This is a genomic window from Olleya sp. NP1-10 (assembly GCF_055804415.1).
Genome location: NZ_CM147840.1, coordinates 3426387 through 3450592 on the forward strand (window position 1 = coordinate 3426387; position 24206 = coordinate 3450592).

Below are 24206 nucleotides of genomic sequence, written 5' to 3' on the forward strand. Positions count from 1 at the left end.
GCTAAATGCTTTTTATCTTAACTAAATTCGAGGTGCAAATTTAAGTAATTTTTATAAACCTACAACTAATTTTTTAAAAAAATTTATTGTTAAAATTTGTAACGTTTTATTGTACATTTATACTTATCATGTATTAACAAAACAAATATAATTATATCATGGACAAAACTATTAAATCTATTGCTACAAATTTTGGTATTTATCTAGGGGTAATACTGTCTTCCGTTACAGTAATTGCTTATGCTACTAATCTTGAATTACTGACCCAAACATGGTTAGGCATTAGTTTGTTTGTCGCTATTATAGCCTTTGGTATTATAGCTGTAAGCAAGTCAAAAAAGGCTTTAGGTGGATATATTAGTTTTAAAGAAGCTTTTACAGCCTATTTTATTACTGTTATGATTGGTATTTTAATAAACGCAATCATAAGTGTTATAATTTTTAATTTTATTGACCCTGAAGCTGCAATTACTTTAAAAGAACTTGTCATTGAAAAATCTATTGAAATGATGAGAAACTTTAACACGCCTGAAGACGCTTTAGCTGAAGCATTGACCCAAATGGAAAATTCACCTAGTCAATTTGCTATAAGTAGTATGGTACAGTCTGTAATAATCCAATTAATAATTTATAGTGTAATAGGTCTAATAATTTCATTAATAATGAAAAAAACAACGAAGACTTATAATAGTTTTATATTTGAAAATATTTTTCAAATTAAATTATGGACATATCAGTAGTCATACCACTACTTAACGAAGAAGAATCTTTAACAGAATTACACCATTGGATAGCAAATGTGATGCAATCCAATGGTTTTTCATATGAAATACTTTTTATCGATGATGGTAGTACAGACCAATCCTGGAAAATTATTACCAATCTACAAGCTAAAAATAGCCATGTAAAGGGTATTCGATTTTTAAAAAACTTTGGAAAATCTCAAGCTCTACACGCTGGATTTGCTAAAGCTGAAGGTGACGTTATTATTACCATGGATGCCGACTTACAAGATAATCCAGACGAAATTCCGGAACTTTACAATATGATTACTAACCAAGGGTTTGAGTTAGTTTCTGGATGGAAAAAAAGCGTTACGATAACAAGTTAACTAAAAACTTACCTTCTAAATTATTTAATTGGGCAGCAAGAAAAACTTCAGGCGTCCAACTTAATGACTTTAATTGTGGACTTAAAGCCTACCATAAAGATGTTGTTAAAAACATTGATGTAAACGGAGAAATGCACAGGTACATTCCTGTTTTAGCTAAAAATGCTGGTTTTTCTAACATTGGCGAAAAAATAGTTCAACATCAAGCCAGAAAATATGGCGAAACTAAATTTGGAATGGACCGTTTTGTCAATGGTTTTTTAGACTTAATAACTATTTGGTTTTTATCTAGGTTTGGAAAAAGACCAATGCATTTATTTGGTGCTTTAGGCGTTATTATGTTTGGCTTAGGACTTATTTTTGCTTTGTATTTAGGAATTGACAAACTGTTTTTTAATACCTCAGGTAGACTAATTACCCAAAGACCTCAGTTTTATTTAGCTTTAGTAACCATGATATTAGGATCTCAGTTTTTTGTAGCTGGTTTTTTAGGTGAAATAATTTTACGCCAAAAATCAGAAAAAAACGCTATCTAATTAAAGAATCCTTAAATTTAGAAGAGCAAAACATATAATTATAAAGCGCTTAATCAATAGTTTATACAATCACCAAGTATTAAAAAGTAAACCTATGAGACATATTGAACCAGAACTTTTAAACCGAGTAAACACTTGGCTTACACCAACTTTTGACCAAGACACACAAGACCATATAAAAAACCTAATAGCAACACAACCTAATGAGTTAAATGAAAGTTTTTATAAAGACTTAGAGTTTGGTACAGGAGGCATGCGTGGTGTAATGGGTATTGGCACAAACCGTATTAACAAATACACACTAGGTAAAAACACACAAGGTATTAGCAATTATATGCAAACCGTTTTTCCTGGAGAAGACCATAAAGTAGCTATAGCTTTTGATTGCAGACACAATAGTAAAAGCTTAGCAAAGGTCGTTGCAGATGTTTTTTCTGCAAATAATATAAAAGTTTATTTATTTGAAGACCTACGTCCAACTCCAGAGTTATCTTTTGCCTTAAAACACTTAGGATGTCATTGTGGTATTGTACTTACAGCATCGCACAATCCACCAGAATACAATGGTTACAAAGTATATTGGCAAGATGGTGGACAATTAGTACCACCTCAAGATGGTCAAATAATTAACATTATAAACGCTTTAGATTATGCTGAAATTAAATTTGAAGCTAAGCCTGAATTAATAGAATATATTGGGCAAGAGGTTGACAACGTTTTTATTGATGCTTCAGTAAAAAACGGAAGTTTCGACACACCACAAAAAGATAAAGACAATTTAAATGTTGTTTTTACATCATTACATGGTACATCAATTACAACCATACCTGAAACCTTTAAACGTGCTGGTTATAACAATGTACATATTGTTGAAGAACAACGTGAACCTAATGGCGATTTCCCGACAGTAAAATCTCCTAACCCAGAAGAACCTGAGGCACTTAAAATGGCTTTAGATTTAGCTGAAAAAGTTGATGGTGACATCGTTATTGGTACAGATCCTGATAGTGATAGAGTTGGAGTTGCTGTTAGAGGGTTGGACAATAAAATGATTTTATTAAACGGAAACCAAACCATGGTCATGATGACTCAGTTTTTATTAGACCAATGGAAAAACAACAATAAAATTAATAACAATCAATTTATAGGAAGTACCATAGTATCTACTCCAATGATGTCTGCTTTAGCTAAAGCATATAATGTAGAATGCAAAGTAGGTTTAACAGGATTTAAATGGATTGCTAAAATGATTAAAGATTTTCCTGACCAAGAGTTTATTGGTGGTGGAGAAGAAAGTTTTGGATTTATGGTTGGTGATTTTGTGCGTGATAAAGATGCTGTAACCTCTGCACTATTAGCTTGCGAAATTGCTGCACAAGCCAAAGCTAAAGGTAGTAGCTTTTATAAAGAACTAATAACCTTATATACAAAACATGGCTTTTATAAAGAAAGACTAATATCAATAACTAAAAAAGGCATTGAAGGTGCTCAAGAAATCAAGCAAATGATGATTGATGCAAGAGAAAATCCTTTAACAAGTGTTAATGGATCTAAAGTTGTAAAAATTGAAGACTATCAATTATCTGAATCAAAAAATACTATTGACAATACAACCAGCACTATTGACATTCCTAAATCAAATGTATTAATTTATTATACTGAAGACGGAAGTAAAATAGCCTTAAGACCAAGTGGTACAGAGCCAAAAATAAAATTTTACATTAGCGTCAATACCACTTTAGACAATGTGTCAGATTTTGAAGCTACGGAACAAAAATTGGAATCAAAGATTGATGCAATATTAAAAGATATGCAGTTATAATTTCATGAAAAAAATAATAGATCAACTTTATCCATTTATAAAAAAGTTTAAAAAGCACGTTTTTTTTAATGTGCTTTTTAATTTATTATATGCTTTATTCAGTGCCCTAGCATTTGTATCTCTAATACCAATGTTAAACGTCTTATTCGACAAAACAACAATAGTTAATAAAGCTCCTGTTTGGACAGGTCTATCTGGTATTAAAGATTACGGAGAACAATTATTAAATTATAATGTAAGTCGTTATTTAGAAGCAGGAAACGCTCAAATGGCATTAGTTATAGTTATAGCTTTGGTGATCTCCACTTTTTTACTTAAAAATCTGTTTGGATACTTCTCTATGCAACATATGATGTATCTAAAAAATGGAATTCTCACAGATTTAAGAAAACAGATGTATCAAAAAATAATCAGTTTACCATTAGCTTTTTATTCTAAAAGACAAAAAGGAGATGTAATGGCTAGAATTTTAGGTGATATAAATGAAATGCAAAATTCCTTTTTCATCGCATTAGAATTAATAGTAAGAGAACCAGCAACTATCATATTTTCTTTAATTTTCATGTTTTCCTTCAGCTGGAAACTAACTTTATTTGTCCTATTATTCATTCCTGTTGCAGGATTTTTAATTTCAAGATTAGGAAAAAGTTTAAAAAGCAATTCTCTTAAAGCGCAACAAGAAGGTGGACGATTAATATCTATTGTTGAAGAATCTTTAACAGGATTAAAAATTGTGAAAAGTTATAATTCTGAAACTATTTTTAATCAAAAATTCACTAATTCAGCAGATAAAATTCTAAAATTAGCCAATAAAATAGGTGTTAAAAATAATCTTGCAGGACCTGTAAGTGAGGTTTTAGGTATAGCTACTATTGCTGTATTATTATGGTATGGAGGACAACTAGTTTTGGTTGAAAACATAATAAAAGGAACCGATTTTTTAGCCTTTATGGGTTTGGCATATGCAATATTAACACCTGCAAAGGCTATAAGTAAAGCTTCTTATAAAGTTAAAAATGGGATCGCTGCTGCAGATCGTGTTTTTGAGATTTTACATGAAGATGACACATTACCAGACTTACCAAACGCTACAATTTTAAATGGTTTTGAAAACGAATTAAAAGTTGATAATATTTCTTTTAAATATGATGACGACTATGTACTAAAAAACTTTAGCATCAAAGTTCCTAAAGGAAAAACTATAGCACTTGTAGGTCAATCAGGAAGTGGAAAAAGTACAATTGCTAATTTAGTAACAAGATTTTACGATATTAATAAAGGAACAATTTCCGTAGATGGTAATGACATAAAAAAGGTGACAAAAAAATCATTACGTAATCTAATGGGATTAGTAACACAAGACTCTATCCTGTTTAATGACACTATAAAAAACAATATTTTAATAGGTAAACCTGATGCAACCGAAGACCAAATTATTGATGCTTTAAAAATTGCAAATGCTTGGGAGTTTGTTAGTGAATTACCAAAAGGTATAGAAACAAATGTTGGAGATGCTGGAAATAATTTTTCTGGTGGACAAAAACAACGTTTAAGCATTGCTAGAGCTGTGCTTAAAAATCCTCCAATTATGATTTTAGATGAAGCCACCTCTGCTCTAGACACTGAAAGCGAACGCCTAGTCCAAGTTGCTTTAGAAAATATGATGAAAAACAGAACATCTATTGTAATTGCACATAGGCTATCTACCATCCAAAATGCAGATCAAATTATTGTAATGCAAAAAGGTGAAATTGTAGAACAAGGTACTCATATCGAACTTTTAGAGAAAAATGGTATGTATAAAAAGCTAGTAGAAATGCAAAGTTTTGAATAATTACGTACATTTATAAAACAAAAAAAGGATAAACAATTGTTTATCCTTTTTTTTATTAGTTGTTAGATTTGGGGCTAACAACATAAATACGCTTACAAGACAAAAGTAAACCTTTTTTGACATTAAACAAGAAAAAAACGCTTAATCGTCAAAACACAACTCTTAATCGTATCAACCGATTCAAACAACTAAAAAACAACACTTTAAAAGCAAGACAATTCTTACTTATTTAAATTAAACTTTTACGTTAAATTAGAGTCTAAGTAAATATATGCAACAAGAAGAAACACTTTTACTGCAACAATTACAGTCTGACAAAGACAAAAATGCTGCATTTAAAAAACTAATATCGCTTTACAAAGAACGTTTGTATTGGCACATCCGTCACATTGTTAAATCTCATGATGACACCGATGACGTTTTACAGAACACCTTTATAAAAATTTTCAAAAATATAAATTCATTTAAAGGAGATAGTAAATTATATTCATGGATGTATAGGATTGCAACTAACGAAGCATTAACACATATAAAACGTAATTCTAAAATAAAAAATAGTAGTAGTGAAGAAGTTAACCAATTAGCTATAGATAGTTTACAATCTGATGTGTATTTTGAAGGCAATGATATTCAATTAAAACTTCAAAAAGCAATTGCTTCACTTCCAGGAAAACAACAATTAGTGTTTAATATGAAATATTTTCAAGAATTAAAATACAGCGAATTGTCAGAAATTTTAGAGACTAGCGAAGGCGCTTTAAAAGCTTCTTACCATATTGCTGCAAAAAAAATTGAAACCTATTTAAAAAACAATTAAACTATTTTACTTTTTTAAAGTCCTATTAATACAATGAAAAAGAAACAATTAAATACAACACAAGCTTCTGGTTTTAAAATCCCTGAAAATTATTTTGAGGGATTAGAAGACAAAATACTTACACAAATACATTTAGAAACCCAATCTAAATCCTCTGGTTTTAAGGTTCCTGAAGACTATTTTGATACTATTGAAACCTCAATAATATCTAAAGTAAACAAACCAGAACCAAAAGTTTTTAAGTTATTTACTAAAAAAACACTACTATCTGTATCAAGTATTGCTGCAGCATTGGTCCTATTTTTTAGCCTCAACTTATTTAAATCATCTCCAATAACAACATTAGATGCTTTAGATACTGATACTGTTGAAAATTATATTTTAGATGAAATTGAATTAAATGACTTAAATCTTTTAATTAATGACACAGAATTATCCCAAACAGATTTTATTGATTATAATATTATAGAGGTTGACGATTATTTAGATGATATAGATTTAAACGACTTCTATCAAGAATAAAAAACATTAAAAATGAAAAAACACATATTAATAGCACTAGTTTTATTGTTCTCTTTTAGCGCGTTTGCACAAAAAGATAAGAACAAACAACACGAAAAAATCAAAGCTCTTAAAGTTGCGCATATAACAGAGCAATTAGATTTATCTGCTAAAGAAGCCGAAGCTTTTTGGCCTATTTATAATGCACAAGAAGAAAAAATACATAAAATCAAAAAACAATCTACAGATAGGAGAAAAGAAGCTAATCTAGATGTTTTATCAGATAGTGAAGCTAAAAAGCTATTGTTAGATGTGTTAAAAATAGAAAAGCAAAAGCATGAACTTGAAGACCAATATATAATAGATTTGCTAGAAATCCTTCCTGCAAAAAAAATAATAAACCTATTTAGAGCAGAGCGAACATTCAAGAAAAAAATGATTGAAGAATACAAAGGTAGACACCGAAAAAATTAACATCAATAAAAAAGAAGCCAAATGGCTTCTTTTTTATTATCAAATATGGAGTATTGTTCTGAATAATAATCTAATTAAAACTAAGTTTACTAATCTTTTTATTTCCTGCTGCATAAGCTGTAGTATCATTTATAAATCGTAATGTATAATAACCATCGTCACTTAAATGTGTCCAAGTATGTCCTGCATCACGACTGTAATCTATACCTTTAAAACCAATTGCTACTAGTTGTTGTGCATTACTGTTGGGTACATATTTGACACAACTTCTGTAACCTGGTCCTACTCCATCAGAAACTATTGTCCACGTTTTGCCACCATCTTTAGTTATTATTTTATTAGCTACATTATTCTCTGCTTTTGTATAATCTCCACCAATAGCAAAACCATTGTTTTGGTCATAAAAATCAATACTATACATTCCTGTAGTTTCTAAGCCTTGAATAATTGGAGTATCAAAAACTTCCCAAGTCATCCCTTTATCTGGTGAAAACATTACACGACTAGACTTACCTCCTGTAGCTACCCAAGTTTTATCTCCAACAATAGCAATATTAGTGTCACTTGCTGCAAAAGCAGCTTCACCAGGTTTTGCTTCAGGTAAGTTACTACAAGGTATTTTAGTCCAAGTTTCACCTTTGTCTCTAGTTATAATTATGCTTAGACAATTATCTGTAGGATCTCCAATTGCAATTCCTTCTTCATCATTCCAAAATTCCATCGAATCATAAAATGCCTTGTCATGATTTTCTTGATAAACCACTTTATTTTTATGTAAATCCACATCAAGATTAAAAATCAAAGCTGGCGATCCAATACTTAAACCATAACCTTTATTATTAGCAATAGCAAGAGCTCTAAAATTAGGAGTAATTGTATCGTGTTTAATCTGAATAGGAAAAATATCTTTAATTGTATTAAACTCTGGTGCATCATTATGAAAATACATTCCAAGTTTACCATCAGAGGTTAAATAAGCTAAACCAACAGAATCTATTATTTCGATAGCTCTTACATTAAGAGATGGATCTTCAATTAAAGTTTCTATATTAACTGAAGAAAAGCTTTTTTGTTCAGGTTTAGATTCTGATTTGTTTTGTCCTACTCCACAACTTATAAAACCAATGATTATTGTTAAGCTGAATACAATGTATAGTGTTTGTTTCATGTTTAAAATTTTCATAAAAATAGAAAAGCTCCACCATTACAGCGAAGCTTTTCAAAAAAAATAATCAACCAAAATTATTTACTTTCATGCTTTAAGGTTTTTATATCTATAATTAATTGAGCAATTGAAGCTCTGTTTAATCCATTATAAATCCCTCTAATATGTTTTTGTTTGTCTATTAGTAAAAAATTTTCAGTGTGTAAAAAATCATTAATATCTTTACTTTCACCTAAATCATTTTCGACAAAATATTGTTCTCTTCCTAAATTATATATTTCATTTTTATCACCTGTCACAAGATGCCATTTATTATCATTTACATTATAGTCTGTTGCATATTTTTTTAAAACTGCTACAGTATCTATAGTTGGTGTCACAGAATGTGACAATAATAGTACCTCATCATCATCCTTAAATGCTTCTTGTATTTTTGCCATGTTACCTGTCATTTTAGGACAAATTCCTGGGCAAGTCGCAAAAAAGAAATCAGTTACATAAATTTTATCATTAAATGTACTATGTGTAATTGTATCACCTAGTTGGTTTATTAATAAAAACTCTGGTATTTTATGAAAATCCCTCTCTGCATCACTATTTGGTGTTAACCAATTTGGTGTAAAAGACTCATCATTATAATACGGTAAATAATCTGTCCTACTATTTTCTTCTACAACAATAGTTTCTTTTTTTACTTTACTATCGCAACTAGCAAAAATGACTAATAATAGTATTAAAAACTGTTTCATTATTCTTTTTTATCTAGTACTACAACTTCATCTTCTAGTTTAAAACAAGAGTTAGCTCGTCTCATACCAAAAATTCTTCCGTTTTTAGCTTCATAATTTACATAAAGCTTTCCGTTTTTCAACCAAGCTTTTTGTAAACCATCTTCTTTACCATTAGCTAATTGCCTTTGTTTTGATAATTGACCAGTATTGTACCATGATAAAGCTTCACCATTTACTGCTCCATTAACATACATACAATCTAAAGCTAAAGTTCCGTTTTGCCACCAGGTTTTATAATTACCTTCTAACACGTTTTGTTTGTAATGTGACTGTAACTTTAGCACACTATTTTCAAACCAAACACAATACAAACCTTCTTTTTTTCCGTTTAAGAAGCCTGTTTTTTCTTTTAACTTATTATTTTTATGTAATCTTATGGCATAGCCAGTATACGGTTGACCTTTATAGAACCACACTCCTGTGTTTCCGTCTAACGATAAACTATCTTTAATTACATTTTTGTCTGCATCAATTGATGCCACATTTACTACACTTGCTTTATAATTGCTATTTGAAGTTGTATTAGTATTACAACTAACAATTAAAAAAACTAATATAATAAAAAAAGCTTATAAACTTTCATTTTTTTTAATAACCTTGATATGGTCCTGCAAAAGCAAGATATGAACCAGTTGTAGAGTATAACTCATTAATAATATGATAGTGATATTCTTCTTCTCCATCTGTATATTGAGTAACTGATGTATGACCTCCAGAAGCGTCTAAATCTGAAGGGTAAGTCCCTAAATTATTACACTTACGACCATATAAAAATACACCATCTAGTAAAACTCCTACTAAGGCATCATCATCATTTGAGAATGCTTTTGGCTCTAAATGATAGTGGTAAACGCCAGGACCAATGTGTGCTCCTGTCCAATCTAAACTTGCTGCAGCTGCATCAAGTGGTCCACCACCTTCTTGATCATTAAAAATTGAAGCTCCACTAACAGCTATACCAATAGTATCAAAATTTGTTGCAACGGTACTACCTGTTAAATCTGGTATAGCATCTACTGTTATTGTTGTTGCGTTATTGTTACTTGACATTATTGAAGGTGTTGTATCTACACTAGGCTCGTCTAAATATAAATCGTGACCTTCTCCCCAATACACTGTTTCATGATTTGGTAATCCTGTAGTTTCAATAGTAACAGTTGCTCCATTATTTGACAAATAAATATCTGTAGCATCTGTGTTAAATGCCTCAAAAGCAGCATGAAGCTCTGTTACTGTATCATCTGTACTTGCTGATTCTAATGTATCTGTTGATGAATCATCATTACTATCACATGCATAGGTAGTTATGGCTATGCTTAATACGACTAAAAAAGGTTTAAAAAATAATTTCATATAATAAAATGTTTAATTTATGACTGTTCTATTTAGATGCGACATTTAAAAAATACTTGCGTAATAATTAATCTTTTCTCTTTCTTTTTTAGAATTGTCTTGGACATTTTCATAAAATACTTTTAGCTCTTCTAAATCCAATTCGCCATCATTATTTGTATCTATTTCACTAAAATGTTCTGATAATTCTTGTCTTTGTTGTGCTGCAACTTCAAGCTCGTTTAGAGTACCATCATCATTATCATCTACTTCTTTTAAAACTCTTTTAGCCGAAATTTTTCGAGGCTTACCACTATCAATTACAGCTTCTAATTCTTCTAAATCGATAACACCATCTTCATTAAAGTCTATAGTATCAAATTGTTCTGCTATTTTACCTTTTGTATCATTTGCAGCTTCTTCTTTATCTATAACATCATCACCATTTTTATCTAATTGTGACATTATTTTTGACGCATCAGGTTTTTCTCGACCTTGACCCTGACCTCTACCTTGACCTCGACCCTGACCACGACCACCTCCTGAATGTCCTTGAGCAAATACGCTAAAGCATAATACCATTGAAAAAATTGTGATTGCTGTTTTAATGTTTTGTTTCATTTTGGTTAGTTTTTTTATTAAGATTACTTTTTTTTATAAAAGTTTAATATTAAATTTTAATTACGTTCTCTTCGTTTTGGTTTTGGTGCTTTTTTAAATTCTTCTTCACTAATAAATCCATCTTCATCAGTATCAATTTCTGCAAAGCTTTCTTTTAATGGTCCCTTAATTTCAGTTTTAGATAATTTACCATCTTCATCTGTATCCAACTTTTTTAATAATTCACTAAATGTTGGAGGAGTTCTATTTGGTCTATCTTGTGATTGCGCTTTAACATTAGTTAGATTAAACACTGTTAATCCAAATATTAATATTCCTGTTTTTATTGCTTGTTTTTTCATCATTAAATTGTTTTGTTATATAGTTTTAGATGAAGTATTAACTATTTACTTGTGCTAGCTTATGTTAATTAAAACACAAAAAAAAGACCTTCGTTTTACTGAAGGTCTTTTTTAATAATTGTATTTAACTGTTTTTATAACCTTTATATAGTTTAAGGTGATACTTATTAATCTAAATAATCATTAACTGCTGCTGTACGTGATGTAACATGTGCATTTAATTGATTTATTGCATTTTGAAAATCAGAACTATTATCTAAAAAACTATAACCTGCAATTTCAGATGTTGCATAAGGTTCTATTAAAGCTGAATAATTAGCGTATTGAGATTGAATAGTAGCAACATTAAATGGTCCATCTATAACCTCCTGCAAATAGTTGTCATATTGCGTTTTATATACAGAATCTTGATATAAATATCCAATTAAAGGCCACTCTGAAGCATTTAGCCCACTAAAATCTAAAGGTAACGCTCCTTCCATTTTACCAATATCTAAAGCTTCATTATTATCCCAAGGGATCCAATTTAATTTTTCTGTATCTGGGTTGTTATATAAAAAATAATTATGTGTCATCCTTCCGTAAGTATCCCAATTTTGTACAACAGTATTTACTGCTAAATATTTTAAAAACACATCTGTATCTAAAACACCTTCTAAGTTAGACCTCCAAGTTTCTGAATCTGACAATCTCATGTCATCATTTAAAATTTCTAAAAGACTTGCAACATCTTCAAAATCGGCTTCATCTTCATTTGTTTTTTTAACATATTCACTTTCATTATAAGTACCTAAAGCAAAACTTGCTGCATCACCATCTGGTTTGTAAAGATTACCATCATTATCAGAATATTGTGTATCTAACACTGTGTCGTCTACTTCTTCAACCATTGTATAAACTCCAAAATATTCAGGTCCATCTCCATGATCAACATAAACAGTGTAAAAAGCAGTGTGCGAAGCTACTAGTCCTGCATTTCTAAAAGCATCTGTTGTTACTTTTTCACGTAACATAGACTTGTCATCAAAATTATTTTTAAGGCTTAGTTTTTTAAATCCATAAAAACGTTGATTATCTATTTGTGGGTAATCGTCTTCAAACTCGTCAAAATCTAATTTAAATGATAATTTTAAAATTCCGTTTTGCCAACTAGTTTGTAAGCTAGAATTACCCTTAAACCTTACTCCTACTCTATACCATTCGATACCATTATAAAAAACTTCTGCAGGAACAAATATTGGATCTTCATCTGTTTCAGTCAAAACGTCATCTCCTGGTCCTGCTCCAGGACCTGAACCTAGCCCACCTACTCCTGCTCCAAACTCGCCATAAAGACTAGTCATATCGTCTAACATACTTTGCCAACGTGCTTCAGTAATTACAATATCTAGTCTTTTAACTGTATTGTCTTCAAATACCTCTTCAAAATTAGGATCTGCATCTTTACTATGTGTAGCTGTTGTCCAATCTGTAGCTTCAAAATCTGTATCATCAACAACTTCTGATTCTTCATCTCCTACAGCTGCCACATCTTCTATATCATCATCATTACATGAATTAAAAGATATAAATGTTATTGTAAAAAGTAATCCTAAAAATAGTCGTTTTAGGTTTTTATTGTTTTGTTTCATATTACTGTGGTTTTATTGTTTTTTCATATAATTAGTTACGTTCTCTTCTTTTAGGCTTTGGTGCTTTTTTAAATTCTTCTTCACTAATAAATCCATCTTCATCAGTATCAATTTCTGTAAAGCTTTCTTTTAATGGTCCCTTAATTTCAGTTTTAGATAATTTACCATCTTCATCTGTATCCAACTTTTTTAATAATTCACTAAATGTTGGAGGAGTTCTATTTGGTCTATCTTGTGATTGCGCTTTAACATTAGTTAGATTAAACACTGTTAATCCAAATATTAATATTCCTGTTTTTATTACTTGTTGTTTCATTATTAAATTGTTTTGTTATGTAGTTTTAGATGAAGTATTAACTATTTACTTGTGCTAGCCTATGTTAATTAAAACACAAAAAAAAGACCTTCGTTTTACTGAAGGTCTCTATTGTTTTAATGTTATTGTCTTTGACTTGGTCCTGGTGGTCGTTGACCATCAAATTGTCTTGCATTTTTTATTATTTCTGTAAATCGTTTTTTTTGTTCTTCATTACATATCTGATAAATGCGACGCAATCTATAAAATATCTCTTTTTCTTTAGCTGTTTCTTTTTTAGCAATAGATTCAAATAAACCATCAATAACTTTAGTGTCTATGTTTGGTTGCTGCATAGCGTTAAACAATTGATCTTTATCTGACTTAAGTTGGTCTCCAAAACGTCTCATAACCTCAATGTGTTTGGCTTCGGAAGTTTTAAATTGCTGTAATTGTGCGTTGTTAAAATTTAATTCAGAAACTATAAAATCACTAGATTCTCTTGGACCTTTATGATTAGGACTTCCTAAATAATTTATTAAGAAAAACACATTCATTATAATTAATACCAAAAGAAGCAGGTATAAAATTGTATTTTTTTCATTGTTATAAATTAAATAATGAATCTTCTGTTGAAGTGTCTAATCCATAATCTGATGCAAAGGTAGATACTGAAGATTCGTATGTTGAATTTTTAATTTGTGCTATTGCATAAACATTTACTACAACTATACAAACTAAAGTTGCTAGTTGTAATTGAGGTGTAAACCAACTCCAAATAGTCTGTTTTTCTTCTTTTTCATCAAATAAAAGCTGCAACGTTTGCTCTTTAAAAAAAGGAGAAACATTAACTTGCTCAAAGGACTCAACCACATCAAGTGTTTGATTCACTTTATCTTGTATGTTTTTATCTGTTTTCATAATTGTATAGTATTAGATGCTATAGTTTTTAAAAACTTGCGTCTACATTTGACTTTTATAAAATTCTTCTAAAATGTTTTGTAAATTCTTTTTTGCTCTAAATAATAATGACTCAATAGATCCTATACTTTTGTTAGTAATCTCACTAATTTCTTTATAGCTTTTATCATCAATTTTACTTAAAGTAAACACTAACCTTTGTGTCTCAGGTAATTTATTGATTGCTAAAAATAAAGTTTCACTAATTTCTTTTTGCTCTAAAACCAAACCAGGATGATTAATCTCTGTAAAATAACTAGCTTTATCTAATGCATAATCATCACTTGATAACGATTGCAAAAAAGCAAAACGCTTTTTAGTTTTTCGTTTTCTAATCAACTCAAGACACTTATTAGTTGTTATTCTATAAATCCAAGTAGATAATTTAGAGTCTCCCTTAAATTTATTAATAGAATTAAACACCTCAACAAACACCTCTTGCGCAATGTCTTCAGCATCTTCTTTATTTGGCACAAATGACAAACAAGTCCCAAATACTTTTTGCTCATAATCGTGCAACAGCTTGGTAAAAGCTGCTCTAGACTGAGTTTTAAGGGCTTCTATAAATTGGGTTTCGGTCAAAAATTTTTAATTGTGCTATTAATAAATATTAGATGCAATCTAATCCAAAAACTTGCGCTATTAGATATTTTTTTATTTTTATTAATAAAACTAGTCATCTTATAACAAAAAAGCAATACTAATTTGTGTTATTTAACGTAACTTTGCACGCTTTTAAAACTTAAAAAATGCGCTTACACAGAAACTTATGCTTTGCAACCGTTGATGGATTACTATTAATTTTCAACGAAGGTAAATATGCAGATAAAGTAGTACAACAATTATTAAAACGTGATAAACGTTGGGGAAGTCGTGACAGAGGTTTTGTTGCCGAAACCACTTACGATATTGTCCGTTGGAAACGCTTATATGCCGAAATTGCAGAAGTTAAAGAACCTTTTAGCAGAGATGACATCTGGCGTATGTTTGCGGTTTGGGCGACTTTAAAAGGAATAACACTACCTGATTGGAAGTATTTTGAAAATACACCTTCTAGAAAAATAAAAGGTCGTTTTGACGAATTATCTAAAGTAAGAAAAATCAAAGAATCTTTTCCTGATTGGATGGATGAGTTAGCTGCTAAAGAGTTAGGTGAAGCAGTTTGGACTAAAGAGGCAACTGCTTTAAACCAACAAGCAGACGTGATTTTAAGAGTCAACACGCTTAAAACGACTAAGGAAAAGCTTAAATCTGAATTGTTTGATTTAGATATTGAAACTGAAGAAATAGCAAAGCATCCAACTGCTTTAAAATTAGCCGAACGAGGTAATGTATTCACAACTGAAGCTTTTCAAAATGGTCATTTTGAAGTACAAGATGCCTCATCGCAATTAGTTGCAGAATATTTAGATGTCCAACCAGGAATGCGAGTTGTAGATACTTGTGCTGGTGCTGGAGGTAAAACATTACACCTTGCTGCTTTAATGGAAAACAAAGGTCAAATTATTGCTTTAGATATATACGATAATAAGTTAAAAGAACTTAAACGTCGTGCTAAACGTAATGGTGCACATAATATTGAGCCACGTCATATAGAGTCTACTAAAGTTATTAAAAAACTTTATGACAAAGCAGATCGTGTTTTAATAGACGCTCCTTGCTCTGGATTAGGTGTTTTACGTCGTAATCCTGATGCTAAATGGAAAATGCAACCTGAGTTTATTGAAAAGATAAAACAAACTCAAGCCGAAATATTAAGTACTTACTCGCGTATGGTAAAATCTGGAGGTAAATTAGTGTATGCTACATGCTCTATATTACCTTCTGAAAACCAAGAACAAGTTTCTAAATTTTTAGCCTCAGAAAACGGTAAAGATTTTACATTTGTAAAAGACAACAAAATACTGGCACATCAATCAGGCTTTGATGGTTTTTACATGGCTTTATTAGAAAAGAAATAGTTTTTGAAAATAAATTATTAAACATTATTTTACAAGATAAATAATCCTAAATTATAAATATGAAACAAATTTACTCAGTATTATTCTTCTTAGCAGTAACACTTAGTTATAGTCAAGCACCTACTGATTATTACAGTTCAGCTACTGGTAGTGGTTACCAATTAAAAACACAATTACAAGATATTATTGATAATGGTAACGATGGTTTATCACCAGAATATCAAGCTCAAGATCTAGGTTATGGTGCGTTGTATACAACTTACGCAAGTTCTGATGTTGATGTTTATTATGAAAATAATGGTACATTATTAGATATGTATTCTGAAAATCCATCAGGTACTGATGCTTATGAATATACTTATGGGACAAACCAAGATAACGGAACTGGAGGTACATCTGAAGGACAAAAATACAACAGAGAACACATCATACCGCAATCCGTTTTTGACAGTGACTCACCAATGAAAAATGATGCTCATTTTGTGGTACCATCAGATAAATATGTAAATGCACAACGTGGTAGTTTTCCTTTTGGCGTGGTTGCAACTCCAAATTTCACATCTACAAATGGATCTAAAAGAGGTAATAATTTAAACTCAGGCTATTCTGCTGGTTATTCCAACACTGTATTTGAACCTATAGATGAGTTTAAAGGTGATATTGCAAGAATGTATTTTTATTTTGTAACCAGATACGAAAGCAATCTAACTAGCTTCAATAGTTATGCAATGTTTGACGGAAGTGCAGATAAAGCATTTGACACAACATTTTTCAACATCTTGTATCAATGGCATACACAGGATCCTGTATCACAACGTGAATTAGATCGTAATAATGCTATTTTTAATGCTCAAAACAATCGTAATCCATTTATTGACAACCCAAGTTATGTAGATTCAATTTGGCAAAGCTTATTATCGGTTAATACATTTGATACAGAAAGCTCTCTTAAAATCTATCCTAATCCAATTAATGGAAATCAATTAAATATTGAAGTTAAAAACACAATTGCGTATGATATTTATGATGTGCTAGGTAAAAAAATATTATCAGGTAACGTATCACCTAGCAACAAACAAGTTAATGTTAGCAAATTAAAAAGTGGTGTATACATCCTTAATTTAAAAACTGAAAAAGGAAATATCACTAAAAAACTAGTAAAAAGCTAAATAACCCAATAAAATTATACAAAAGCGATTCTAAACAGAATCGCTTTTTTTATGGTTAATAAAGTCGTGAACAACTATTAAATTAAGTCACTTTTTTAAGCGTAAAATTTAACTAAAAAAGCTAAATTTGTGCCTTTATTATAAACAACACTCAAACTAAACATATAATGATTCATTTCTTCGGAAACCAAAACAGTAAAGTATTTGCTGTTCAAGCAACAAAAGAATTATCAACCGACACCATCTCAAAATTGACATGGTTATTTGGCGACCAACCAAAAATAGAACAAGCATCTTTAGATGCTTTTTTTGTTGGACCAAGAGCTGCAATGATAACTCCTTGGAGTACTAACGCTGTAGAAATCACCCAAAATATGGGTGTTGAAGGCATTCTTAGAATAGAAGAATTTGAAACTTGCGACAAAGACTTCAAAGGATTTGACCCAATGATTTCTGAAAAATACAACAGCTTATCACAAACCTCTTTTAATATAGACGTAAAGCCTGAACCTATTTTAAATATTGAAGACATAGCTGCATATAATACTAAAGAAGGTTTAGCTTTAAATGATGAAGAAATCGAATACCTTGAAGGTGTTTCTAAAAAAATTAAAAGACCTTTAACAGATTCTGAAGTTTTTGGATTTTCACAAGTTAATTCAGAGCACTGTAGACATAAAATCTTTAACGGTACATTTATTATTGATGGAGAAGAAAAACCAACCTCTCTCTTTAAACTAATTAAAGAAACCTCAAAACAACATCCAAACGACATCGTTTCGGCTTATAAAGATAATGTTGCTTTTATAAAAGGACCAACGGTAGAGCAATTTGCACCACAACGTGCAGATATTCCTGATTTTTATACTACAAAAAATTATGATTCTGTTATTTCGCTTAAAGCGGAAACACATAACTTTCCAACTACAGTAGAACCTTTTAATGGAGCAGCTACAGGATCTGGAGGAGAAATTAGAGACCGTTTAGCTGGAGGAAAAGGATCGCTACCATTAGCTGGAACAGCTGTGTATATGACCTCTTACTCAAGATTAGAAGACGCAAGACCTTGGGAACAAACTATGGAAGCGCGTCCTTGGCTGTACCAAACACCAATGGATATTTTAATTAAAGCTAGTAATGGTGCTTCAGACTTTGGTAATAAATTTGGACAGCCCTTAATTTGCGGATCTGTACTAACTTTTGAACATGATGAAAATACAGACACAAATCCTACAGCAAAACCTCGTAAATTAGGTTATGATAAAGTCATCATGCAAGCTGGAGGTATTGGTTATGGAAAAGCAGACCAAGCATTAAAAGATACACCAAAAACAGGTGACAAAATAGTAATTTTAGGTGGTGAAAACTACCGAATAGGAATGGGTGGAGCTGCAGTATCCTCTGCTGATACTGGAGAGTTCTCTACAGGTATTGAGCTAAACGCAGTACAAAGATCCAATCCAGAAATGCAAAAACGTGCTGCCAATGCTGTACGTGGAATGGTTGAAAGCGAAGAAAATTTTATTGTATCAATACATGATCATGGAGCTGGAGGACATTTAAATTGTCTTTCAGAATTAGTTGAAGACACAGGAGGTACAATAGATTTAGATAAATTACCAGTTGGTGACCCTACTTTATCTGCAAAAGAAATTATTGGTAACGAATCTCAGGAAAGAATGGGATTAGTAATTGCCGAAAAACATTTAGAGACTTTAAATAGAATTGCTGATCGTGAAAGATCACCAATATACACAGTTGGTGATGTAACTGGAAATGACAGATTTACTTTTAAATCTAAAACAAATGGTGACAAGCCGATGGATTTAGCCTTAGAAGACATGTTTGGAAGTTCTCCAAAAACTATAATGACTGACAATACAATTAGCAGAAATTATAACGATGTCACTTACAAATCTGATGAATTTTACAACTATTTAGATCAAGTATTACAGTTAGAAGCTGTCGCTTGTAAAGATTGGTTAACAAACAAAGTAGATCGTTGTGTTGGTGGTAAGGTTGCTAAACAACAATGTGTTGGACCATTACAAATCCCATTAAACAATGTTGGTGTAATGGCTTTAGATTATAATGGTAAAGAAGGTATTGCCACCTCTATTGGTCACTCTCCTATCTCAGGATTAATTAACCCTGTTGCAGGAAGTAGAAACAGTATTACAGAGGCTTTAACTAATATTATTTGGGCACCTTTAAAAGATGGTTTACAATCTGTATCTCTATCAGCCAATTGGATGTGGCCTTGTAAAAACGAAGGTGAAGATGCAAGATTATACGATGCTGTAAAAGCAATATCAGAATATGCTATTGATTTAGGAATCAATGTTCCAACAGGAAAAGATTCGTTGTCAATGAAGCAAAAATATGCTACAGAAGACGTTATTTCTCCTGGAACAGTAATTATTTCTGCTGCTGCAAACTGCAATAATATCAAACAAGTTGTAGAGCCTGTTTTTAAGAAAAACGCAGGTGATATTTATTACATAAACATCTCTCAAGACGAGTTTAAATTAGGAGGAAGTAGTTTTGCTCAAGTATTAAATAAAGTCGGTAATAACACACCTAATACTAAAGATGCCAACTATGTAAAAACAGTTTTTAATACTATCCAAAATTTAATAAAAGATAATCAAATTGTTGCTGGACATGATGTTGCTTCAGGTGGTTTAATTACCACTTTATTAGAGCTATGTTTTGCTGATGTTAATCTTGGTGCCGAACTAGATATTTCTGATTTAAAAGAAAAGGATTCACATAAAGTGCTATTTGCAGAAAATTCAGGAATTGTATTTCAGTCCAAAGACGCTTCGATAGAACAGGTACTTAAAGATGCTAATATTACTTTTAATAACATAGGAAAAGTAACTGATACTGATGTTTTAAGTATCATTAATGATGCTGAAGTCTTTACTATGACAGTCTCTAGGTTAAGAGATATGTGGTATAAAACATCTTATTTGTTAGATCAAAAACAAACTGCAAATAATCTTGCTGAAGCTCGCTATAAAAATTATGCTCAACAACCATTACAATATAGTTTTCCAAAACAGTTTACAGGACAATTACCTGTAATTGACTCTAGTAAACTACGTCCAAAAGCTGCAATTTTACGTGAAAAAGGTAGCAATTCAGAGCGTGAAATGGCAAACGCAATGTATTTAGCTGGTTTTGATGTTAAGGACGTACATATGACAGATTTAATTTCTGGAAGAGAAACACTTGAAGACATTCAGTTTTTAGGAGCTGTTGGTGGTTTTTCTAATAGTGATGTCTTAGGATCTGCAAAAGGATGGGCTGGAGCAATTAAATACAATGCAAATGCTAACAAAGCAATTAAAGACTTCTTTAATAGAGAAGACACATTATCGGTTGGCATATGTAATGGATGTCAATTATTTATGGAGTTAGAATTAATAAATCCAGAACATGATGTCCACGGAAAAATGTTGCATAACGACTCTAAAAAACACGAAAGCGCTTTTACATCTGTAACTGTTCAAGACAACAACTCTGTTATGCTATCTACTTTAAAAGATGCAACTCTAGGAGTTTGGATTAGTCATGGTGAAGGTAAGTTTAACCTTCCTAAAAATGAAGCAGATTATAATATTGTAGCTAAATATGGCTATGATAGTTACCCTTCTAATCCAAATGGGTCTGACTATAACACAGCAATGTTGTGTGATAAAACAGGGCGTCACTTAGTAATGATGCCACACATAGAGCGTTCAACTTTTCAGTGGAATTGGGCTAATTACCCAAACAATAGAACAGATCAAGTATCACCTTGGATTGAAGCTTTTGTAAATGCAAAAAAATGGATAAATGTTAAAAACAATTAATACCATACTGAAACTTAAAAAAATCGTTAGGTTTATAGTATAACTACATTGAATTTAAAAAGCTATTAATGAATTTTAGATACATTGAATGTACTAAACCTAACCAGTTGGTACAAAATTTTTTCGAGCTTAATGTTAAACAATCAAGTATACCATTAAGCTCTAGGGTTATTCCTACAGCACAATCACATATTTTATTTTTCAAATCTCAATCACCTTTACAAACTGGTGTAAATAATAAAATTTTTAAAAACAAAGGTATTGTGGTTTTTGGGCAATCGTACAAATCATACACATTGCTTGCCCAAAAACCATACTATAATTTTGGAATTAACTTCCACCCTACTGCGCTTTATAAAATTTTGAAAACAGATATTTCAAAATTTACAGACCAACATATTAATCTATCTGGAGTAGATCAAAAACTATATCAATTACTAGACCCAATTTTTAAACAAGAATTTTCAGGTGAAGAATTAGCTAATAAAATAGAAAAAGAACTTTTAAAACTTGAATTATATGAAAGTAAAAACACAAAATTAGTCGATGATGCCATTCATGTTATTTACAAAAAAGAAGGGAGAATAAATGTTGAAGAAATTTTGAAAATTTTTCCAATTTCTCAAAAACATTTGGAAACACAATTCAAAAAAAATAGGCCTTACACCATTAAAATTCATTAAACTTTTCAAGTTTGTAAGCCTTATGAGAAAGTATGAAACCACTAACACATCTATCTCTCAATTAATTGATTATTACGCATATTACGACTTCTCTCACTTTACTAAAGACTTTAAATTATTCATGAATTTAAAGCCCTCAGACTACTTTAATACCAAAACCCCTTTTCTATCAAATTATTTAAAAAAATAATTTTTACGAAAATTTACATTTTATTTAAATAGATTTTATATAATTTAGCTCCGAAATAATGTGATTTATTTAATTTAAATGGAAGTTAAGGGATTCATTTAAACACAGTTAGTTATTAAAAAAAATCATTAAAACATTTTTTCACGCTATCAATCAGTTAGCTTAGGAGCTGTTTAATTACAGCTCCTTTTTTTAACTAATATTTGAAATCGAAATAAAATTTCATACTTTGCAAAACATTAACTTCGCAAACTAACAAATGATAGAAATAACTAGACTCTTCGATTTTCCTTACTATCAACTTGAAAAATATAATCTTGAAAAAGCTTTATCAACAAAATATGATGATAAATGGGTATCTATTTCAACTAAAGACTATATTGAAAAAGCTAATACTATTAGTAGAGGGCTACTAAGATTAGGAATTTCGCAAAACGACAAAATAGCGGTAATATCTTCAACAAATCGCACAGAATGGAATATCATGGATATTGGTATTTTACAACTTGGAGCACAAAATGTACCTGTTTACCCAACCATTTCTGAAGAAGACTACGCGTACGTACTCAACCACTCTGAAGCTAAATATTGCTTCATTTCTTGTCAAGACGTATATGACAAAGTCAAAAAAATAAAATCAGAAGTACCTTCTTTAATAGAAGTATATTGTTTTGACCAACTTGAAGATTGTAAAAATTGGCAAGAGGTATTAGATTTAGGTAAAGACCAATCTAACCAAAATGAAGTTGAAGATTTAAAAAACAAAGTTAAAGCTAGCGATTTAGCAACATTAATTTATACTTCTGGTACTACAGGAAGACCAAAAGGTGTTATGTTATCTCATGATAACCTTGTTAGCAATGCTTTAGAAAGCTTTAAACGCATACCAATTGAGCTTGGTAAAGCAAGAGCTTTAAGCTTTTTACCACTTTGCCACGTATATGAACGTATGCTTATTTACTTATACCAATATTGTGGTGCCTCAATACATTATGCACCTATTGATCAAATCAGCGAATATGCTCAAGAAGTAAAACCACAAGTGATGACTGCTGTGCCTAGACTTTTAGAAAAAGTTTACGATAAAATCATTGCCAAAGGAGCTGACTTAACAGGAATAAAGAAAAAATTATTTTTCTGGGCTGTAGAAGTGGGCTTAGATTATAAGCCTTACGGAGAAAATGGTTGGTGGTATACTCAAAAGTTAAACCTAGCCAATAAATTAATTTTTAGTAAATGGAAAGCTGCTTTAGGTGGTGAAGTTGCTGTAATGGCATCAGGTAGTGCAGCCTTACAACCAAGACTTGCTCGTGTATTTAATGCTGCAGGATTTGGCGTTATGGAAGGCTATGGATTAACCGAAACTTCTCCTGTAGTATCTGTAAACGATATGCGTAATGGAGGATTTAAAATTGGTACTGTAGGAAAACTACTAGATCGTACAGAAGTTAAAATAGCTGAAGATGGTGAAATCTGTGTAAAAGGTCCACAAGTCATGATGGGTTATTACAAAGACGATGCTAAAACTGCAGAAGTAATCAAAGATGGCTTTTTCCATACAGGAGATATAGGTGTCATTGATAACGAAGGTTTCTTAAAAATTACAGATCGTAAAAAAGAAATGTTTAAAACCTCTGGTGGTAAATATGTTGCACCTCAATTATTAGAAAACCGATGTAAGCAATCTAGATTTATTGATCAAGTAATGGTTATTGGTGAAGGCGAAAAAATGCCAGCAGCATTTGTACAACCTGATTTTGATTTTGTTAGGGATTGGGGTAAAATACATAACAAGACATTAGGGACTAATGAAGAAATTGTAACCAACCCTGAAGTTGTAGCTCGTTTTCAAGAAGAAATTGATGCAGCAAACGAAAACTTTGCCAAATGGGAAAAAATCAAACAGTTTAGATTAACACCAGAAGCATGGACTGTAGAAGGCGGACACCTTACACCTACTTTAAAATTACGTCGTAAAATTATAAAAGAACGTTATAAAGCATTATACAATGACATTTATGGTCATTAACAAAACAAACAACTAATCAATCAATTAATTAATTGATTATTAATATTTTACAACTAAACATGTTGTTATTTAAAAAAAGCTAT

The 24206-nt window shown here is 30.8% G+C and carries 23 protein-coding genes and 1 pseudogene; 13 read left to right on the top strand and 11 right to left on the bottom strand.

The genetic code is table 11. From position 1 onward, the window contains the following. The first annotated feature begins 158 nt into the window (after positions 1 to 158). From AC0L4B_RS16125 to AC0L4B_RS16155, 7 genes and pseudogenes are all read left to right on the top strand, one after another. Positions 159 to 740, top strand: a complete 582-nt coding sequence (locus AC0L4B_RS16125; RefSeq protein ID WP_473437807.1) for a DUF4199 domain-containing protein — start codon at positions 159 to 161, stop codon at positions 738 to 740. Continuing rightward, positions 725 to 1685 (top strand): annotated as a pseudogene (locus AC0L4B_RS16130) (glycosyltransferase family 2 protein). The gene AC0L4B_RS16125 and the pseudogene AC0L4B_RS16130 overlap by 16 nt, the downstream one beginning before the upstream one ends. Before the next feature lie 56 nt (positions 1686 to 1741). Next, a complete protein-coding gene (locus AC0L4B_RS16135; RefSeq protein WP_473437808.1) occupies positions 1742 to 3469 on the top strand; it encodes a phospho-sugar mutase in 1728 nt (575 codons plus the stop codon). Between the two features lie 4 nt (positions 3470 to 3473). Then, a complete protein-coding gene (locus AC0L4B_RS16140; RefSeq protein WP_473437809.1) occupies positions 3474 to 5303 on the top strand; it encodes an ABC transporter ATP-binding protein in 1830 nt (609 codons plus the stop codon). Between the two features lie 271 nt (positions 5304 to 5574). After that, entirely contained in the window at positions 5575 to 6120 is a 546-nt protein-coding gene (locus AC0L4B_RS16145; RefSeq protein WP_473437810.1) for an RNA polymerase sigma factor, read from the top strand. Between the two features lie 33 nt (positions 6121 to 6153). Continuing rightward, complete coding sequence (locus AC0L4B_RS16150) at positions 6154 to 6642, top strand: hypothetical protein (protein WP_473437811.1); 489 nt, start codon at positions 6154 to 6156, stop codon at positions 6640 to 6642. Between the two features lie 12 nt (positions 6643 to 6654). Beyond that, positions 6655 to 7095: a hypothetical protein gene (locus AC0L4B_RS16155; RefSeq protein WP_473437812.1), complete on the top strand. Its 441-nt coding sequence runs from the start codon at positions 6655 to 6657 to the stop codon at positions 7093 to 7095. Positions 7096 to 7165: 70 nt separating this feature from the next. On the opposite strand, the gene AC0L4B_RS16160 is transcribed toward AC0L4B_RS16155, so the two are convergent. From AC0L4B_RS16160 to AC0L4B_RS16210, 11 genes are all read right to left on the bottom strand, one after another. Beyond that, positions 7166 to 8263 (bottom strand): WD40/YVTN/BNR-like repeat-containing protein, encoded by a 1098-nt coding sequence (locus AC0L4B_RS16160; protein WP_473437813.1) that lies wholly within the window; start codon positions 8261 to 8263, stop codon positions 7166 to 7168. Positions 8264 to 8337: 74 nt separating this feature from the next. Then, complete coding sequence (locus tag AC0L4B_RS16165) at positions 8338 to 9009, bottom strand: SCO family protein (RefSeq protein ID WP_473437814.1); 672 nt, start codon at positions 9007 to 9009, stop codon at positions 8338 to 8340. After that, entirely contained in the window at positions 9009 to 9533 is a 525-nt protein-coding gene (locus AC0L4B_RS16170) for a toxin-antitoxin system YwqK family antitoxin (RefSeq protein WP_473437815.1), read from the bottom strand. Before AC0L4B_RS16170 ends, AC0L4B_RS16165 begins: the two co-directional genes overlap by 1 nt. A gap of 106 nt (positions 9534 to 9639) precedes the next feature. Further along, on the bottom strand, positions 9640 to 10404 hold the full coding sequence (locus AC0L4B_RS16175; protein WP_473437816.1) for a YHYH protein: 765 nt from the start codon (positions 10402 to 10404) through the stop codon (positions 9640 to 9642). A 45-nt stretch (positions 10405 to 10449) separates the two neighbouring features. Continuing rightward, on the bottom strand, positions 10450 to 11004 hold the full coding sequence (locus AC0L4B_RS16180) for an EF-hand domain-containing protein (RefSeq protein WP_473437817.1): 555 nt from the start codon (positions 11002 to 11004) through the stop codon (positions 10450 to 10452). A gap of 56 nt (positions 11005 to 11060) precedes the next feature. Then, positions 11061 to 11345, bottom strand: a complete 285-nt coding sequence (locus tag AC0L4B_RS16185; protein ID WP_473437818.1) for an EF-hand domain-containing protein — start codon at positions 11343 to 11345, stop codon at positions 11061 to 11063. A 167-nt stretch (positions 11346 to 11512) separates the two neighbouring features. Beyond that, entirely contained in the window at positions 11513 to 12976 is a 1464-nt protein-coding gene (locus AC0L4B_RS16190; RefSeq protein WP_473437819.1) for a CotH kinase family protein, read from the bottom strand. Between the two features lie 31 nt (positions 12977 to 13007). Beyond that, positions 13008 to 13292: an EF-hand domain-containing protein gene (locus AC0L4B_RS16195; RefSeq protein WP_473437820.1), complete on the bottom strand. Its 285-nt coding sequence runs from the start codon at positions 13290 to 13292 to the stop codon at positions 13008 to 13010. Between the two features lie 122 nt (positions 13293 to 13414). Continuing rightward, positions 13415 to 13843 carry a Spy/CpxP family protein refolding chaperone gene (locus AC0L4B_RS16200; protein ID WP_473437821.1) on the bottom strand — a complete coding sequence of 143 codons (429 nt, stop codon included), beginning with the start codon at positions 13841 to 13843 and terminating at the stop codon, positions 13415 to 13417. A 34-nt stretch (positions 13844 to 13877) separates the two neighbouring features. Continuing rightward, the gene (locus AC0L4B_RS16205) at positions 13878 to 14192 is read right to left on the bottom strand and encodes a hypothetical protein (protein WP_473437822.1); all 315 of its coding nucleotides are present in this window, start codon (positions 14190 to 14192) and stop codon (positions 13878 to 13880) included. A 42-nt stretch (positions 14193 to 14234) separates the two neighbouring features. Further along, positions 14235 to 14813 (bottom strand): RNA polymerase sigma factor, encoded by a 579-nt coding sequence (locus tag AC0L4B_RS16210; RefSeq protein WP_473437823.1) that lies wholly within the window; start codon positions 14811 to 14813, stop codon positions 14235 to 14237. Positions 14814 to 14980: 167 nt separating this feature from the next. On the opposite strand from AC0L4B_RS16210, the gene AC0L4B_RS16215 reads away from it, so the two are divergent. From AC0L4B_RS16215 to AC0L4B_RS16240, 6 genes are all read left to right on the top strand, one after another. Continuing rightward, entirely contained in the window at positions 14981 to 16192 is a 1212-nt protein-coding gene (locus tag AC0L4B_RS16215; protein WP_473437824.1) for an RsmB/NOP family class I SAM-dependent RNA methyltransferase, read from the top strand. Between the two features lie 59 nt (positions 16193 to 16251). Beyond that, positions 16252 to 17361, top strand: a complete 1110-nt coding sequence (locus AC0L4B_RS16220; RefSeq protein ID WP_473437825.1) for an endonuclease — start codon at positions 16252 to 16254, stop codon at positions 17359 to 17361. Positions 17362 to 17528: 167 nt separating this feature from the next. Further along, the gene (purL, locus tag AC0L4B_RS16225) at positions 17529 to 21221 is read left to right on the top strand and encodes a phosphoribosylformylglycinamidine synthase (RefSeq protein WP_473437826.1); all 3693 of its coding nucleotides are present in this window, start codon (positions 17529 to 17531) and stop codon (positions 21219 to 21221) included. A 68-nt stretch (positions 21222 to 21289) separates the two neighbouring features. Then, entirely contained in the window at positions 21290 to 21904 is a 615-nt protein-coding gene (locus AC0L4B_RS16230) for a DUF6597 domain-containing transcriptional factor (RefSeq protein WP_473437827.1), read from the top strand. Positions 21905 to 21926: 22 nt separating this feature from the next. Beyond that, positions 21927 to 22094 carry a helix-turn-helix domain-containing protein gene (locus tag AC0L4B_RS16235; RefSeq protein WP_473437828.1) on the top strand — a complete coding sequence of 56 codons (168 nt, stop codon included), beginning with the start codon at positions 21927 to 21929 and terminating at the stop codon, positions 22092 to 22094. A gap of 259 nt (positions 22095 to 22353) precedes the next feature. After that, a complete protein-coding gene (locus AC0L4B_RS16240) occupies positions 22354 to 24123 on the top strand; it encodes an AMP-dependent synthetase/ligase (protein ID WP_473437829.1) in 1770 nt (589 codons plus the stop codon). Positions 24124 to 24206: the final 83 nt, after the last annotated feature.